We start from the raw sequence: 15,979 nt of genomic DNA, 5'->3' as shown, positions 1-15,979 counted from the left end.
CATCTCTCCGACTCGTTTCGTGAGAGACCAATGCTGCGCCCATTACCGCTGTTTGCGATGAGGCATCAGCGTCTTCCAGTAACTTTGCCAAAGCATGAAGGGTTGCGAGATCGACGTGCGGAACCGGCAGGCTGCGCCAATATCCGCTCACGGAGCGGTCGAACATCCATGCCGGGACTTCAAGAAGTCGATCACAAGAAGAACCAGAAAGGCTGCAGCGGAAAATATGCGTCCCTTTGGACAGCGCCTCATGGACGTGAACGAGCCGCCCCGACCAGGGGTGCCACGGATACAAAAGCTCGCGAACCTCGGTCCCGTGAGTGTTCTGTCGTCGTGTTGTACAACGATCATCGACCGCACTCCGGCCTTGGCTGGCTGACGCCCGCCGAGTTCGCTCAGACCATCAATCCGCGACGTGATGCGGTGCTGCGCAGCCGAAATGGCTCCGCACCGCAACCCGCCGCTACCGACCCAACAACAGCAACCAAAAACCGCTGGAGCGAACTCAAAACTGGATAAAACTTGGGGGCAAGGTCAGCTTTTAACAGGCGTGTGGCCCTTTGAGGGAGAGTGGGGGAGCGTCTTCAGAGACCCTGTCGTCGCCACCGCGATATTGGACCGCCTGCTGCACCATTCGACAGTGATCACCATCCGAGGTGATAGCTACAGGCTTCGCGAAAAGCGCCGTTCCGGCCTTCTGCAGAAGGTCGGAACGGCGCTCGAGACAAACGAAACAGCAAATCAATGAAGGGGGTCAGTTCTTCGTTTCGCCTACGGGGTCAAATCTTCACTTCGCTTGACAAGCAGAAGAGGGGCTCAAGTCGATGACAATACCAGTCCCAATATGAATCCCAATACGATCTTGCCCGCATCGGCTCAAGCCACGAGATTGGCACGAACTTTGCAACATTTTAAACGGTGGCCGCAGCTGCATCTGGCAGTCATCGCGTAACTCATAGCGCATTGGCCGAAAAATGAGAGGAGAGTAAAATGTCAGGAGAACGCCCTCATGTTGAGCCGACCAGCGCCCGTTCCATCCGCACGCCTGCGGAGCTGGTCGAGACTGGCCTCGTCAAGGCTGAAGACCTTGCAGGTATTGAGGCCGTAGCACAGCGCTATGCCATAGCGATCAGCCCTGCCATGGCTGCGCTGATCGACCGGGACGATCCGAACGACCCCATCGCACGTCAATTCGTGCCGGATGCGGCTGAGCTGAACGCGACGGCCGAGGAGCGCGACGACCCCATTGGGGATCTGGCGCATAGCCCCGTTGAAGGCATCGTTCACCGCTATCCCGATCGGGTGCTGCTCAAGGCCGTCCATGTCTGTCCGGTTTATTGCCGCTTCTGCTTCCGCCGCGAAATGGTGGGCCCGCAGGGGCTCGGCACCCTATCACCCGAGGCTATGAACAGGGCCTTGGGCTATATCGCCGATCACATAGATATCTCGGAGGTCATCCTCACCGGCGGGGAACCATTCATGATCTCGCCCCGCCGCCTCGCGAAAATCATGCAGAGGCTGGCTGCTTTCGATCACGTGAAGATCGTTCGTTTCCATACCCGCGTTCCTGTGATCGAGCCAGAGCGGATTGATTCGGCTTTGATTGCGGCCGTGAAGTCATGCGGGAAAGCGGTCTATGTGGCTCTCCACGCCAATCATGCGCGCGAGCTTACGCCCGCGGCTCGGGCGGCCTGCGGCCGGCTCGTCGATTCAGGCATTGTGATGGTTAGTCAGTCGGTTCTGCTGAAGGGCGTCAACGCCGACCCCGACACGCTCGCAGCCCTCATGCGCGCCTTCGTGGAAGCGAGGGTAAAGCCGTATTATCTCCACCATCCGGACCTTGCTCTCGGCACAGGCCATTTCCGTCTGACCATCGAGCAAGGCAGGGCTCTGGTCGCAGGCCTGAGAGGTCGGATTTCGGGACTGTGCCAGCCGACCTACATCCTCGACATTCCAGGTGGGCACGGGAAGGCGGTGATCGGACCGAATGCCATCCGGCAGGACTATGCAGGTTGCTTTACGGTCTCGGACTTCAAGGGCCGTGGGCATGCCTATCCGCCTGCAGATTGAGTAGATAATTCACTCATTTAGATGTTCGATCCGGGTTTTGATAGCGCATCATTTTCTTTGTCGTAGAGGGAAGCTGTACCGTATTTTACACGGGGCGCGCCACGACGACTGACGAAATTCGTCGAGCAATACAAAATAATGGAGCGGGGCTTTAAGGGTCCGCCTACACCGCGCTTCCGGCGACGTTTTCACCACAAGATCCTATGGAGAGTGGATAACGTCCTGCACCGTGTCAGAGTGGCTTCGCTAAAATCTTTCCGGAGGCTCATCATGCTTGCGACAGCCGATAAACGGTGCTTGATCCCGGTTCCCGCAAAACCACGACAGGGTATTTCTGGGCGCTGGCGCGTGATGACCGTCCATGGGGCGGCACAGCACCTCCAGGAGTCGCCTTTACCTATGCGCCCGCTCGCAGAGGACTGCACGCCGAACGAACATTGCAGGGTTTCTCAGGTGTTCTGCAGGTGGACGGCTATGCCGATACAACCGCCTGATCGCAAAGGACCGTGTCCGTCCTGTGCGATCAGGCTCGCCTATTGTTGGGCACATGCCCGGCGCAAGCTGGCCGAGATCACCCGCACCGGCTCAGCGCCGGTTGCTGAGGACGCTGTGAAGCGGATCGGTGAACTCTATCGCGTCGAAGCCGAGTTGCGCAGTTCCCCCGACGTCCGGCTGGCCGAAAGGGAGAAACGATCAACACCGTTAATCGCGGACATGCGGACCTGGCCCACCCATCATCGTGCCCGCGTCACTGACGCCCGCTTGGGCAGGCAACGAGCTGACATAAGAATTGCAGGGCGGCGATCAGTACGAGCTTTACATAGCCTGAGGCTTGTCTGCCTCTCCCCTGAAGGAACAATAGCTTCCTCCTCTGCCGAGGTCGCCTTTCTGCCCCAAAGCAGACTAAGCTAATCGTTAATTCAGCAAGCCCACGATTTTTGAGACCGTTTGCATCAGAACCGGATCGCGCGTTCTCTCTATCGGCTGTGGGAACGGTGACCTTAGCCGGTTCGTCGCGAGGTTGACCGGGCCGCAGGGCGAGGTCGTCGCAGTCGATAGTAGCGAAGCGGCGCTGGCACTGGCACGTGCTGCGGGCCGTGAACCGGATGCGGCGCCGATCATCTATCTGGCGGCTGATCTGCACGATCTCGGTCGCTTCGATGTAATCGTCGGACGCCGTGTTCTGATGTATCTCCCAGACGCTTCCGCCACGCTCGCTCGGCTGGTCGGACTTGCGAATCCTAGGGCGATACTGGCCTTTCAGGAACACGCGCGCGCCAGTCTTCCCTTCGGTCTTGCAGCCCTTTCTCTGCATCGACGCCTTTACGACTGGGTGTGGGAGACAGTTGCGGCCGAGGGCGGCGATGTGACACTTGGTCTGCGCCTGGTTGACCAGATGCGCTCACGGGGCCTTTCGAACTCAGGCACGCAACGAAGGCGTTCTGATCCAGCCCGACGACCCTTCCTTCCTCCCGACACTAATGCGGATGCTGCCACGTTTGATTGAACATGGTGTTGCCTCGGCGGAAGAGGTTCAATCCGATACTCTCGCACATCCGATCGTGGATGAACATGCGCACCGGCGGCACGATCGTCTGGGATCAGGCCTTTCTCGTGGCGACTGGTCGCGGGCTAACGTGCAATGTCCACTTCTGGCGCACAGTTGCCGCCTCCATCATACTGCGATCAGCAAATGTAGCGTATTATATCGGTCAAGGTGCGAGCGGCACGCCCTTACGGATCAGCCCTGACAAATCCAGGTGAACGTGTGTGGACGCCCCGGTAAATGCAAGCAAAATCTTACGGCGATATAGGCATGTGGTCGGGTGCTGACGTGTGTCCGGCCTCGTAAAGCGACTTCAACGCGCCGTGGGCCCTTATGGAATGCGTGAATCGGAGCCAATTCGAACCGGCGTGCTCGAGGCACTCGTTCACCTAATGGCTCTTCCGATTCCGTTTTTGACCGTTTGCCCATAATCCTCCGTTAGACCTTCCACATTCCCGACGCCTCGCGGCTGCCCGGCCCTACATTACGCAGCGCCAGATGCCGGAGCTTGATAGACACCACCGCTGGACATCAGAGCCCAAGCGATGCGTGCCAGATTGTTCGCCAACGCCACCGCGACAAGCTTCGGCGGTTTTTTCGAAAGCATTCTTGCCAACCATGCCCCGCCAGGCGCTCCGTATCGTCTTGCCCAGCGCACAACGGCGGTAGCGCCGAGGACAAGGAGACGACGAAGATCGCGTTGCCCCATCTTGGAGACTTTACCAAGCCGATCTTTGCCTCCGGAAGAATTCTGCTTTGGGGTGAGCCCGATCCAAGCTGCAAAATCGCGCCCCTTGGAGAAAGTCTCCGCTGATGGAGCCAATGCTTCGATCGCCGTGGCGCAAATTGCGCCGACACCCGGAATAGTCATCAGTCGCGAGGCAAGGTCATCCTGTCTGGCGCGTATGCGAAGCTCCTTCTCCAGCACGACGATCTGTTGAGAGAGGAACATGACTTGTTCCAACAAGCCCTTGCACAGCATCTTGGCAACCTCAGGCAGATCGGGATGCGTCGCGATCTGCTCATGCAGGAGGGAAACGTTTTTGAGCCCTTGAGGTACGATTAGGCCATATTCCATGAGATGTCCGCGTAACGCGTTGACTGTCTGCGTCCGCTGTCGAACCAATAGGTCGCGCACCTTGAACGCCATGGACGAGGCCTGCTTCTCCGCACTTTTAACGCTCACAAACCGCATTGTTGGTCGCGAAGCTGCCTCCGCAATAGCCTCTGCGTCGGCAGCGTCATTCTTTTGCCGTTTGACGAAAGGCTTCACATAGGAGGGATTGATGAGTCTGATCTCATGGCCCAATTTGCCAATCTCGCGGCCCCAATAATGGGCACTAGCGCAAGCTTCCATCGCAACCACGCAAATAGGGAGCTTGGCGAAAAACTCGAGCAATCTTCCGCGGTTTAATTTCTTACGTAGAGCAACGCTTCCGTCAGGACCTGCGCCGTGAATCTGGAATACGTTCTTTGCCAAATCCAAGCCAACAATGCTAATCTCGTTCATCGACGTCCTCCTCGCTGGTTCTAAACACACCCGCACATTGGCACATTTGATGCCGTCGGGGGGCGTCCACTCCACCGAGCCTAGGCTGATATAAGTCCGCCAAGAATAAAGCATGTAAATTTGGCGAGCAAGAGATATTAGTTCCATAAGATAGATTATGTGACACAGATATTGTAGCCGCAAAGTTGAAGTGTCCTGTTTCTGCAAAGTTGGAATGTCACACTCCCCGGGTTTGATGACGGTGGAGATTGCGGATGGGATTGATAGCGATGAGCGAGCGCGATCTGCAGCGGATCGAGATTTTGTCGAAGGTGATCGCCGACCGGATGACGATGGTGTCGGCGGCGCATGTGCTTGATCTGAGTACGCGCCAGGTGCGCCGGCTGCTGGAGCGGATCAGCACGGGTGGTGCGGCGTCGATCCGGCACAAGGCGATCGGCCGGCCGTCGAACAACCGGATCAGCGATGGTGTTCGAGATTACGCGGTGACGCTGGTTCGCGAACGCTATGCGGACTTCGGGCCGACATTGGCGGCCGAGAAGCTTGCCGAGCGCGATGGATTGCGTGTGTCGCGCGAGACGTTGCGCAGCTGGATGGTGGATGCGGGCCTGTGGCTCTCGCGCAAGCAGCGCCGGACGTTCCATCAGCCGCGCTTGCGGCGTGAAGCCTATGGCGAGCTGGTGCAGATCGACGGATCCGAGCACCGCTGGTTTGAGGACCGCGGTGATCCGTGTTCGCTGCTGGTGTTCGTCGACGATGCGACCGGCAGGTTGATGCAGTTGCGCTTTGTACGCTCGGAAAGTGCCTTCAGCTATTTCGAGGCACTGGCGCTTTACCTCAAGCGTCACGGCGCGCCTGTGGCCTTCTACTCCGACAAGCATTCGGTATTCCGGGTGGCGAAGAAGGACGCCAAGGGTGGCCAGGGCATGACCCAGTTCGGGCGTGCGCTTTGCGAGCTAAACATCGAGATTCTTTGCGCAAATTCCAGTCAGGCCAAAGGTCGCGTCGAGCGGATGAACCGGACGCTGCAGGATCGACTGGTCAAGGAATTACGGCTGGCGGATATCGGCGATATGGAGGCGGGCAATGCGTTTTTGCCGGGCTTCATGGAGGACTACAATGCCCGGTTTGCGATTGTCCCTGCCCGGTCCGATGACCTGCACCGGCCGATGAATCTGGCGCCGGATCGGCTCAGCGAGATTCTGTGCAAGCGCGAGCAGCGCTATGTCGGATCGCAGTTGACGTTTTCGTTTGAGCGCCAGCGGATCATGCTGGAGGAGAGCGAGGTGACGCGCGGTTTGGCGGGTCGCTATGTCGAGACCTACGCCTATGCGGACGGTCGATTGGATGTGCGGTGGAAGGGGCATTCCCTGCCCTACAGGACGTTCGATAAGGACCAGCGGGTGACGCATGCGGCGATCACCGAGAACAAGCGGCTTTCCGATGTGCTGGCCTACATCAAGGAGCGCCAGGAGCAATTGCCGACGCCGAAGGTGAAGACCAACAGCGAGAAGAACGGCTACACGCCGCGGGGCCGCAAGCCGGGACGAGGCAGAGATTTCATGAACGATCCCGCCGTCATTGCCCGACGGCAGAAGGCGCTCTCTGGCCTCGATGCGGCGGAATGATTGGCTGCTGCAACTGTCAAAGCTAAAGCCGAAGGGGTGTTCCTCACCCGCCCCCGCTCCTCCCTTGCAACCCGGTCCAGCCGCTCGGATCGGCGGCTATTCCGAAGCGCAAGTGTCGCGTTTCTAACTGGCTGGCGAAGTCGCAGCGCTATTCAGCTTTGACAAGATATGTAGGGGGGCAGATGCCATTTTCAAATGCAACGAGGAGAATAACGGCCATAGTTTCAGGAGGATGGAATGGCCCGCTCTTTTGTGCAGTTGAGTATGGGCGAACGTCGCATCGTCGCGCGGATGCACGAGAAGAAGATCATGCAGGCGGAGATTGCTCGTAGCCTTCGGCGTGGCTGATCTGAAGTCGCCGAGGCTCTAACCGTAAGCGCCCGGTGAGGCTTGCAATTACCCACATCTGAGTGTGGCCGCCATTTCGGTTCCGAGGCGAATGTCTGTCAGCCGGCTGAGGCCGCGCCAGACGACCGTATTTCCCGGTGGCGGATCTGATGTTCTTGCAAGGTAACCACCTAAACGAGCGAGTTTGGTGAGATAGAAGTTTAGCGATCCCGGCGTCGCTTGCCGGTTGCCTGCGTTGCTGACCATTTGATCGAGGATTTCAATTTCCTGTTCGGTGAGGGCCGCGGTTGGCGGTGTTTCGGGCGCTGTGCACGCGAGCATTGTCAACCAGAGCATTCTCCAGCTCATGATGCAAAACACGGCGACGAGGTTTGCCAGTCGATCGGCCGTTCGTAGTCTTGCATCTTCAGCCCGGCAACCGGACTTGAGGATCTTAGGGAAGACCTCAATCTTCCAGCGCATCGCGTACCATTTGATTTTTTCGACTGCCTCCTCGCAGCTATGCACCTCAAGATCCGTCAATAGCTTCCACTCGATGCGCTTGCGGCCGGCCGGAGGGTCGGGCTCTACCGCGTGGATGACGGTAAGGTCCAAAGCAGGGTATCGCTTCTTCTTGCCGATGGGCGGCAGCACCCGGATCCGTTTGAATCGGATGTCCAGGTGGACTTTGGTGACCTCATCGGTGTCGGCGCGAACTTCGATGAGATGCCGGCCGACAGTTTCAACATCGCGCATTTCAGCCGATATCGTGTGATCCCCGTTGCCAGCCAGCCGGTCGACGACGGTGCGCACGACGAAGTGCGTGCCAAGCTCCTTGGTCAGGCAGTAGAGTTCGTAGATATCACTTTCGCGATCGCCTACATGAATGCATCGGTCTGGCTGACCGAGAAGCGTGAGGGATTGGCACAGATTTTCAAGCCAACGGATGCTTTCCTTGGTTTCGATCGGAACACGTGTCGGATTGACCTTGCGTTTGAGCTGAGCCGTACCCTTGAACTTGTCGCGGCTCCAGAACTTGACGGCTGCCAACCCTAAGGGTAGCCCATCCAAGGTCACCGCAAGGCTCGAATGCATCAATATCCCGCAGACCGTATGGTGGCGCAGCCGCTCCTGTTTGTCACGGCCACTGTTGACGCTCTTCGTAAAGCCAACGGCATGCGGATTGCGGCGCTGATAGGTAAACTCGGTCGTGTCCTGCAGCACCAAGATCGGACCATTGGAAGCATCGTAGCGTTGAGCGGTCGCGGCGAAATGGCCGTTAAGGATATCGCCTTCCTCGTAACCGCCCGATTGGCACCGCCTGCCGCCTAACGCCCTGATGGCCTAAGAGACGTGTTTAACGACGTCGTTAGCGACATGTCTTAGGCGAGGATTGCGATGCGCGTTGAAATTCTTGGGCAGGAACGTCGACGGCGGTGGCGCGAAGAAGACAAGCTTGCGATTGTCATGTCGGTTGGGGTTGCTGGAGCCACGATCACAGAGGTTGCTCATCGTCACGATGTAACGCGGCAGCAGATATACGCCTGGCGTAGCGAGCTCAAGAAGAAGGGGCTGCTCTCGGTGTCTTCGAGTGCATTGTTCATTCCCGTCGATCTGAATGCCGTGCAGAATGATGCCCCTGAATTGAGGGAGAGCTGCTTCGGGATGATTGAGCTACGATTGAGCTGCGGCCGCACCCTTCGCTTCGAGAGTTCGGTGGCCCCCAGCGTCCTGACGCAGGTTATCCGGGCAGTGGAAGCAGCATGATTGGGCCTGGGACCGGCGTTCGGGTGTATCTTGCGTGCGGGATCACGGACATGCGCAAGGGAGTAGAAGGCCTTGCCGCGCTTGCGCAGGATGTTTTGCGTCAGAAGCCGACTGGCGGCGCGGTCTTTGCCTTTCGCGGCAAGCGTGGCGATCGTTTGAAGCTGCTCTATTTTGATGGCCAGGGCTTCTGCCTGTATTACAAGATCTTGCAGAAGGGGCGGTTTCCTTGGCCTTCGGCATCCGACGGGACTGCCCGGCTGACGTCGGCCCAACTGGCGATGTTGTGGGAAGGGATCGATTGGCGTCGTCCTGATTGGGGTGCGCCACCGGCCCGTGTCGGGTGATTTTATCCCACTGAAACCACTGGTTTTTATGGAAATTTATCCTGACTCGTGGTAGTCAGGATCATGTCTAGCGCGACGACAATTCTTCCGGACGATCCAGCCTTTCTCAAGGCAATGATTGCCGCTTTGCAGGTGGAAAACGCGAAGATGTCGGCCACATTGCAGGCGCATGACCAGTTAATCCAAACGCTGCGGCTGCGCATTGCCAAGCTGAAGAAACAAGTCTTCGGCAAGTCCTCCGAAAAGATTGAGCGTGAAATCGAGCAGTTGGAACTGGCGCTTGAGGATCTGTTGATCGCCGCCGCTGAAGGCAGTACGGCGCCAATCGATGAACCTGATGAGGCGGCGTCTGTTGTTCTCCTGGCGGATACGTCTGAAAAGATCATGCGCCGGCGCCCACGCGTCTCGGACAAGGCGGTTCGCGAGCGCCGAGAGCTCGATCCTGGCTCCTGCTGCCCGGAATGCGGAGGTGAATTGCGTCTTGTCGGTGAGGACGTCAGCGAAATCCTCGACATGATCGCCGCGCAGATGAAAGTCATCGAGGTTGCTCGACTGAAGAAGTCCTGCCGCTGCTGCGAGAAAATGGTGCAGGTGGCAGCACCCAGCCGCCCGATACCGGGCAGCATGGCCGGCGCTGGCCTCTTGGCGTATATTCTGGTCTCGAAGTTCGACGACCATTTGCCACTGTACCGGCTGAACGAGATCTTCGCCCGGATGGGCGCCGACATTCCCGACAGCACGATGGTTGATTGGTGTGGTCGCGCCATGCAGGTGCTTCAGCCTCTCATCGAGCGGATCGAAACGGCGATTATGGCAAGTGACCTCCTTCATGCCGACGACACCCCGATCCGAGTGCTGGATCGCTCGCTGCGAGACAAGGGGTTGGGCAAGGGTGTGAAGAAGGGCAGGATCTGGACGTATGTCCGCGATCAGCGTCCATGGGTGGGGACTTCCCCGCCCGGTGCAGTCTACTATTTTGCTCCTGACTGGAAAGAAGAGCACGTCCACCGCCACCTCAAGCAATCAAGCGGCATCCTTCAGGCTGACGGCTACAAAGGATATGGCAAGTTATACTCGCCTGGAGAAAAGGGAGAATCTCGCTTCAAGGAAGCCGCCTGCTGGGCTCATTGGCGACGAGACTTCCACGACATCTGGACATCAAACAAGTCGGAGATTGCGCGAGAGGCTCTCGATCGCATCGGAGCGCTTTACGACATCGAGCGTGGCATTGACGGGCAGCCTCCTGAGATCCGTCTTGCTACGCGTCAAAAGCAGAGCAAGCCTAAGGTCGATGCATTCCGCCACTGGGCTGAAGCTCAACTCACGCGCATTCCGGGCAAAAGCGATCTGGCGACAGCTTTCCGCTACGGATTGAGCCGATGGTCTTCGCTCTGTCTGTTCCTCGAAGACGGCCGCGTCGCGATCGACAACAATGCCGCCGAGCGGGCACTACGTCCGATAGGCGTGGGAAGACGGAACTGGCTCTTCGCGGGAGCCGATACGGGAGCGGAGACCTTGGCACGCGCCATGACGATCATCGAGACGGCAAAGATGAATGGTCTTGATCCGCAGGCCTATCTGGCTGACGTGCTCGATCGCATCCACGATCACAAGATCAATCGGTTAGACGAATTGCTTCCGTGGAACTGGTCGGCGATCACCACAGTCGACGCAAAGGCAGCCTGATGGCGACAGTCACCTACGTCCGTACGATCAAATTTGTTGCCGAAATTCTCGAAGAGGACCCGGAGCTTCTTCAGGCAATCGTCTCCAACGATGATAATCTGAGCTACGGCAGCATCATCTCCGTGTACACCGGAGACGACGAATCCGTGACCGCACTGACAGACGACGGCATGGACGAATTGGAGCAGATGCTCAAAGACGCCCGCCGCTCACCCCAAGAATGGAACGACTTCCTCGACAGCTTTGTTGACGACGAGCTGCTCGTCGCTCGCATCAAAGCAAAATCTCGGCGGTAGCAATCGGGCGGTTACCCTTCCTCAACATTCGGGTTGGAGAAAAACCGATAAGCGGCTTTTGTGTTGGCCCAGTCCTGGCAGGCGAAAGGAATGGAGCCGCCCATATGCTCTCCAAGCTGTCGTAAAAGTTCTGTGCAGCGTCGGCCAAGGCGAGCATCCTTGAAAGACCCCGCGTCTATTTCCTGCTTGCTCCAATGGCCGTCATTATCAGCCATCACATCGTCTCGAACCGACATAAAGCACCACCTTAAGAGAATCAGGTGCTCGACACAGAATCACAAGTGATTCTTTCGATTCAAGATTTCAGCGAAACCTTTTCGTAAACGAGTCAGCTACTTATGGGTAATTGCAAGCCTCACCGGGCGCTTACCATTTAAGCTAACTTTGACCCCGAGACCCTCAAGTCGCGTTCGTAGCAGGCTTTCGCAAGGTACCCCGTGCTCGCCAGAGGGTAAAATAGAGAACAACTAGCCAGACAATGGGCAGAAGCGTCAACAAAGATCCCACGGCAGCGATCGTTGGATCAACCTGCTGCTTCAGATTTTCCAACATCTTCAAAGGCAACGTCGGAATTGCATAGCCGCCGACAAAAGAAGTTATGATAACCTCGTCGAAGGAAGCAAGGAACGCGAACAAGGCACCACCAATTATGCCAGAGCGAATCAAGGGTAGCGTCACTCGCATGAAGGTCCGCGTGGGTCCGGCACGCATGCTCATCGCTGCCTGGGCTAACCTTCGGTCAAAGCCAGCGAGGGTTGCCAGGACAATCACGACGACATAACCGATTGCACCAATGGTATGACCCAAAATAACGCCGGTACGTGTTCCAATAAATCCAAGTTTTGCTAGCCCGAGATAGACGGCCACGCCGACGACGATAACTGGAATGGTGATCGGCGTCAGGATGACCATTGTCAGGCTCGAACGCAGGCTGGGGGTGCAGCGGCTGAGCCCAAAGGCTGCCATTGTGCCAATGACGGTCGATGCGATGCTGACTATCACACCGAATTGAAAGCTGTTCCACAAAGCACCGATCCAAGAAGGGTCGGAAAAGAACGAATAATACCACCGGAGAGAAACTTCTTTAGGCGGAAACTCAAGAAACTCCCCCGCATTAAATGAGATTATGATGACGATCAGACCCGGCGCTAGCAGATAGATGATTACGAGGGCAAGGAAAACCACTCCGATGATGTTCGACCAATAGGTATCCCGTTGAGCCTGATAGAGCTTTGCCGCCCAGCGCCGTGCTCGATACGGTATGGCAAACTCGTTAAGATAACCGATTGCCTTGCTAAATGACGGCAGCCAGTTAGTCCGATGCTTCTGCTCTGTTGATCCTGTTGGTCCGTGCGCACCCGCGAAGTTGACGCCCACAGTTAAGAGAACCACCACCGCCATCGCAAGTAATATGAAGGATGCAGCAGCGATAGGCGCTAGATCTAAAGAGGTCGTGAGCTGTGAGTTGATGAGGGTTGATAGCATCGTATCGCCCAAACCGCCAAGAGCTTGCGGCGTGACGTAGAAACCGAGACAAACGACAAAGACTAGTATGCATCCGCTTCGAATGCCCGGGATGCTGAGTGGAAAGAACACGCGCAAGAAGGCGGTGAAGGGCTTGGCGCCCAAGCTGCGAGCCGCCGCCATCAACGAGTTGTCGATGCTCACCATGACGCTAATCAACGGTAAGATCATCATCGGCAGCATGATGTGCACCATACCGACGTAGACGGCAAAACGATTGTAAATAAGTGGCAGCGGACTGTCGATAAGACCAACATTGAGCAACAGGCCGTTGATTAGGCCATTGTCTCCGAGAACAACCGTCCATGCATATGTGCGAACCAGGGCGCTGGTTAGCCAAGGCAAGAAGACGAGCACCATGAGGATGGGTCGCGCCCGGCCCGAAACTGCTATTAAATAGGCCGTGGGGTAGCCGATAATCAAACAGATGGCCGTGGCTACTGCGCTTATTTTGAGGGTCTGCAACAGAATAAAGATGTACGATCGTTGTTCGAAAAATCCCACATAATTGACGAGAGAAAGCGCGGGCGCATTTAGGCTTGTTAGGAATAGGAGGATCATGGGTATGCCAAATACCGCAAATAGGACGCCGAAGGCTGGCACCGTAAGCAGGATTGGCATAGAGCCTATTTTTTGAATCGTTTTCATCAATGCCGTCCTCTCCGCTAGGCAGCGATAAACCGAATATCGGACCGAAGCCACTCGAGGCGAACCTCATCACCGGAACGGAAGACCTCCTGTCCCGAGGCAACATGTTCGCGTGCGATCAGCACCGTGTTCCCCACGCGCACGCGGTATTTCCTCAACGGGCCCGCATAGATCATATCTTCGACGGTCCCGGAAACAGATTGTCTTGAGTCCGCATCCTCGCGTCTTGCCGACAAACGCGAGTTGACGTTAATGCGCTCAGGTCGCAGCATCGCAACCATTCCGGAAGACGGCGCGACATCGGATTCGAGTTTAAACGCAGTATTCTCGAGAAAATTGGCCTCACCCAAAAAGTTAGCGACGAAGCGCGTTTTCGGATGGTCGTAGAGGGCTTCCGGAGTATCGATTTGGACGATTTCGCCGGCGCGCATGACCACGATGCGGTCCGACAAGGTGAGGGCTTCCTCCTGATCGTGGGTAACACAAATGGTAGTTTTTCCAAATTCCTTGTGCAGGTCCTTGATTTCAACTTGCATCTGCTCACGTAGGTTGCGATCGAGCGCACCGAGCGGTTCGTCCAGCAGCAAGACAGGTGGATCGGCAATCAAGGCGCGAGCGAGGGCCACGCGCTGTTGCTGACCTCCACTTAACTGCGATGGTAGGCGGCCGCCGAAATCATCGAGGTGAACGCGTGCTAGCATTCGGTCGACACGCGCTGCTCTCTCGGCAGCCTTTATTCCACGCATTTCAAGCGGAAATTCCAAGTTGCGGCGCACAGTGAGGTGCGGGAAAAGAGCGTAACTCTGGAACACGATCCCTTGGTCGCGACGGTATGAAGGCACGTCTGAGACGGATTTTCCGGCAATTAGAATGTCGCCTCGGCTTGGGGCCGTGAATCCTGCGAGCAGCATCAATGCTGTCGTTTTTCCGGAGCCACTCGGACCGAGAATTGTCAAGAACTCACCGCGGGAGACGGAAAGAGACATGTCTTTAACGGCGGCAATAGGTCCGTACATTTTGGTGACGTTGCAGAATTCAATCTGTGCGGGAGCTAGGCTCTTTTCCAATGCTCGATCCTTGACAGGAAGGTAATTTTTAAGATCCAAGTTCATTGACGATACTCCAGCAGGACAGGTGCGGTCGTAGCAACACGTACAATCCCGAAAGGGCCTACCCGTCGGACAAGGCGACGCTATCCAGTTTCTCGGGACGAAAAACCAAGCGACTAGATGAGCGCCACCGGTGCTTTATTAGTGGGGCGAATGATTACTGGAGAATCCACTGGTTCCAACGTTGAGAAAGCCGCTCTTTATTCGACTTGCCATCCGATCCGACCTCAGCGTACCACTTGGCGTTCAGAGGGAAGCTGGAAGCCGCGTAGTCGGGATGCGAAGCAAGCTTTCGTGCAACATTGTCCGGTATCGTTTTGTAGGCATTCCTGTTTGTTGGACCCTGCCCAATCAAACCGGCAAATTCTGCCTGCCGGTCGGCGCGGCCAACTAACTCGATAAATTTTTGGGCATTCTGCCCATTGGGGCTACCCTTGGGTATGCACCAATAATCCGTCGTGAGCTTAGCCTGATTTCGATTGATCTCAATCGGCCCACCTTCATCAATAAGTGAAAGTATCCGACCATCGTAGGATTCAACGACGTCTGCGATGTTGTCCCGCATTATCTGCAAGACCTCGGAGCCACTCGTCCACCATTTGCGAACGTGTGGCTTAATCTTATCCAAGCTAGCGAAGATACGATCAATATCCAATGGATAAAGCTGATCCATGGGAACACCATCGGCTAGAAGGGCTTCCTCCCAAGGTCCGCCTCCACCCTCGCCGGAATTTAACGAGCGGGTGCCAGGGAATTTCTCGACATCCCAGAACTCAGCCCACTTGGTTGGTCGGGGCTTTTCAGCTGGGAACTTCTTCGTGTTCCACGCCATATTCAATGAATAGACGTAGGAGGCGAAGCCATTCGGTTGTTTGGCGTAGTCTGGTGTCGCTTCGAGTTCATCCTTCTTCCAGATCGAATAGTCGATCTGTTCGAGGTAGCCCTTTGCGGTAAGCGGATCCACATTCGTTTGGCCGAGGTTGACGATGTCGGCCGAAACGTTTTTGGTGTCCACCATCATCGCGATCTGCGTCGATGAGAAGTCCGCCTTCACAGGCGTCACCTTAATACCGGTCTCGGCCTGAAAAGGCTTTACATAAGCCTCCATTACAGCATCGCCCCAATTGCCTCCGCTCATATTGACTTTTAGTTCGCCTGCGGACTCTGCCCTTGCACGACCGCTCGCGGAGGATAACGCACCTACCGCGATCACGGACGACGTCGCCTGCATAAAGTGCCTGCGATTAATCAGAATGCTCATTTTCGTTCTCCCTCTATTATACCCTCCTCGTTGAGAAGGGCTTCCAATTACTCAATGCAGTTGGGAAACCACGAACAATTCACGCCAATGGTCAAAGGGGAAGCAGGGCGCCTGCGTCTGCTTTGCACCGACCGACTGCTGCGTTGTGACGCACCGGGTCCTTCCAATCACCATCGGTGCCCCGGTCCAGGTTCTCCCAAAGAGGCGCCCTGTGGGGCGCCTCTTCCAACGAGTAGCGCAATACGGCACTATTTGCAACAAAT

Annotated in this window: 13 protein-coding genes and 4 pseudogenes; 11 read left to right on the top strand and 6 right to left on the bottom strand. The window is 56.6% G+C overall.

The features are described 5' to 3' along the window. Positions 1-339: 339 nt before the first annotated feature. The 5 genes and pseudogenes from CUJ84_RS38495 to CUJ84_RS33915 form a co-directional block, all read left to right on the top strand. A pseudogene (locus CUJ84_RS38495) lies at positions 340-519 on the top strand (IS3 family transposase); the annotation flags it as partial. Positions 520-565: 46 nt separating this feature from the next. After that, positions 566-748 (top strand): annotated as a pseudogene (locus CUJ84_RS33930) (ATP-binding protein); the annotation flags it as partial. A 242-nt stretch (positions 749-990) separates the two neighbouring features. Then, positions 991-2,070: a lysine-2,3-aminomutase-like protein gene (locus CUJ84_RS33925; RefSeq protein WP_105009891.1), complete on the top strand. Its 1,080-nt coding sequence runs from the start codon at positions 991-993 to the stop codon at positions 2,068-2,070. Positions 2,071-2,363: 293 nt separating this feature from the next. Beyond that, positions 2,364-2,820 (top strand): annotated as a pseudogene (locus tag CUJ84_RS33920) (IS66 family transposase); the annotation flags it as partial. Between the two features lie 184 nt (positions 2,821-3,004). After that, positions 3,005-3,577 carry a methyltransferase domain-containing protein gene (locus CUJ84_RS33915; protein WP_105009890.1) on the top strand — a complete coding sequence of 191 codons (573 nt, stop codon included), beginning with the start codon at positions 3,005-3,007 and terminating at the stop codon, positions 3,575-3,577. A 523-nt stretch (positions 3,578-4,100) separates the two neighbouring features. Here the strand turns inward: CUJ84_RS33915 and CUJ84_RS33910 are convergent. Next, positions 4,101-5,126, bottom strand: coding sequence for an IS110 family transposase (locus tag CUJ84_RS33910; RefSeq protein ID WP_105009889.1), 1,026 nt, complete (start codon positions 5,124-5,126; stop codon positions 4,101-4,103). Positions 5,127-5,380: 254 nt separating this feature from the next. On the opposite strand from CUJ84_RS33910, the gene CUJ84_RS33900 reads away from it, so the two are divergent. Then, positions 5,381-6,754 (top strand): ISNCY family transposase, encoded by a 1,374-nt coding sequence (locus CUJ84_RS33900; RefSeq protein ID WP_105008341.1) that lies wholly within the window; start codon positions 5,381-5,383, stop codon positions 6,752-6,754. A 237-nt stretch (positions 6,755-6,991) separates the two neighbouring features. Continuing rightward, positions 6,992-7,096 (top strand): annotated as a pseudogene (locus CUJ84_RS39465) (IS30 family transposase); the annotation flags it as partial. A 54-nt stretch (positions 7,097-7,150) separates the two neighbouring features. Here the strand turns inward: CUJ84_RS39465 and CUJ84_RS33895 are convergent. Beyond that, the gene (locus CUJ84_RS33895) at positions 7,151-8,368 is read right to left on the bottom strand and encodes an IS4 family transposase (protein ID WP_245457662.1); all 1,218 of its coding nucleotides are present in this window, start codon (positions 8,366-8,368) and stop codon (positions 7,151-7,153) included. Positions 8,369-8,479: 111 nt separating this feature from the next. On the opposite strand from CUJ84_RS33895, the gene tnpA reads away from it, so the two are divergent. The 4 genes from tnpA to CUJ84_RS33875 all read left to right on the top strand — a co-directional run bounded on the left by tnpA (position 8,480) and on the right by CUJ84_RS33875 (position 11,174). Further along, on the top strand, positions 8,480-8,848 hold the full coding sequence (gene tnpA / locus CUJ84_RS33890) for an IS66-like element accessory protein TnpA (protein ID WP_199788877.1): 369 nt from the start codon (positions 8,480-8,482) through the stop codon (positions 8,846-8,848). After that, positions 8,845-9,192: an IS66 family insertion sequence element accessory protein TnpB gene (gene tnpB, locus CUJ84_RS33885; RefSeq protein ID WP_003554417.1), complete on the top strand. Its 348-nt coding sequence runs from the start codon at positions 8,845-8,847 to the stop codon at positions 9,190-9,192. Before tnpA ends, tnpB begins: the two co-directional genes overlap by 4 nt. A gap of 63 nt (positions 9,193-9,255) precedes the next feature. After that, positions 9,256-10,878, top strand: a complete 1,623-nt coding sequence (tnpC, locus tag CUJ84_RS33880; protein ID WP_105009887.1) for an IS66 family transposase — start codon at positions 9,256-9,258, stop codon at positions 10,876-10,878. Then, entirely contained in the window at positions 10,878-11,174 is a 297-nt protein-coding gene (locus tag CUJ84_RS33875) for a hypothetical protein (RefSeq protein WP_105009886.1), read from the top strand. Before tnpC ends, CUJ84_RS33875 begins: the two co-directional genes overlap by 1 nt. An 11-nt stretch (positions 11,175-11,185) precedes the next feature. Here CUJ84_RS33875 and CUJ84_RS33870 read toward each other — a convergent pair whose 3' ends face one another. From CUJ84_RS33870 to CUJ84_RS33855, 4 genes are all read right to left on the bottom strand, one after another. Further along, a complete protein-coding gene (locus tag CUJ84_RS33870) occupies positions 11,186-11,389 on the bottom strand; it encodes an IS4/Tn5 family transposase DNA-binding protein (protein WP_348632690.1) in 204 nt (67 codons plus the stop codon). Between the two features lie 184 nt (positions 11,390-11,573). After that, positions 11,574-13,346, bottom strand: a complete 1,773-nt coding sequence (locus tag CUJ84_RS33865; protein WP_105009885.1) for an ABC transporter permease subunit — start codon at positions 13,344-13,346, stop codon at positions 11,574-11,576. A gap of 17 nt (positions 13,347-13,363) precedes the next feature. Next, entirely contained in the window at positions 13,364-14,458 is a 1,095-nt protein-coding gene (locus CUJ84_RS33860; protein ID WP_105009884.1) for an ABC transporter ATP-binding protein, read from the bottom strand. Positions 14,459-14,612: 154 nt separating this feature from the next. Further along, entirely contained in the window at positions 14,613-15,716 is a 1,104-nt protein-coding gene (locus CUJ84_RS33855) for an ABC transporter substrate-binding protein (protein WP_105009883.1), read from the bottom strand. Positions 15,717-15,979: the final 263 nt, after the last annotated feature.

The organism is Rhizobium leguminosarum (assembly GCF_002953715.1).
GTDB classification, from domain to species: domain Bacteria; phylum Pseudomonadota; class Alphaproteobacteria; order Rhizobiales; family Rhizobiaceae; genus Rhizobium; species Rhizobium leguminosarum_V.
The sequence above is the reverse complement of the archived record's forward strand: the minus strand, read 5'-3'. Positions and strand labels throughout refer to the sequence as shown.

What these genes read in the sequence shown, in the direction of transcription:
- CUJ84_RS33925 (WP_105009891.1), top strand. Translation starts at nt 991, where the DNA reads ATGTCAGGAGAACGCCCTCATGTTGAGCCGACCAGCGCCCGTTCCATC.
- CUJ84_RS33910 (WP_105009889.1), bottom strand. Translation starts at nt 5,126, where the DNA reads ATGAACGAGATTAGCATTGTTGGCTTGGATTTGGCAAAGAACGTATTC.
- CUJ84_RS33900 (WP_105008341.1), top strand. Translation starts at nt 5,381, where the DNA reads ATGGGATTGATAGCGATGAGCGAGCGCGATCTGCAGCGGATCGAGATT.
- tnpA (WP_199788877.1), top strand. Translation starts at nt 8,480, where the DNA reads ATGCGCGTTGAAATTCTTGGGCAGGAACGTCGACGGCGGTGGCGCGAA.
- tnpB (WP_003554417.1), top strand. Translation starts at nt 8,845, where the DNA reads ATGATTGGGCCTGGGACCGGCGTTCGGGTGTATCTTGCGTGCGGGATC.
- tnpC (WP_105009887.1), top strand. Translation starts at nt 9,256, where the DNA reads ATGTCTAGCGCGACGACAATTCTTCCGGACGATCCAGCCTTTCTCAAG.
- CUJ84_RS33875 (WP_105009886.1), top strand. Translation starts at nt 10,878, where the DNA reads ATGGCGACAGTCACCTACGTCCGTACGATCAAATTTGTTGCCGAAATT.
- CUJ84_RS33870 (WP_348632690.1), bottom strand. Translation starts at nt 11,389, where the DNA reads ATGGCTGATAATGACGGCCATTGGAGCAAGCAGGAAATAGACGCGGGG.
- CUJ84_RS33865 (WP_105009885.1), bottom strand. Translation starts at nt 13,346, where the DNA reads ATGAAAACGATTCAAAAAATAGGCTCTATGCCAATCCTGCTTACGGTG.
- CUJ84_RS33860 (WP_105009884.1), bottom strand. Translation starts at nt 14,458, where the DNA reads ATGAACTTGGATCTTAAAAATTACCTTCCTGTCAAGGATCGAGCATTG.
- CUJ84_RS33855 (WP_105009883.1), bottom strand. Translation starts at nt 15,716, where the DNA reads ATGAGCATTCTGATTAATCGCAGGCACTTTATGCAGGCGACGTCGTCC.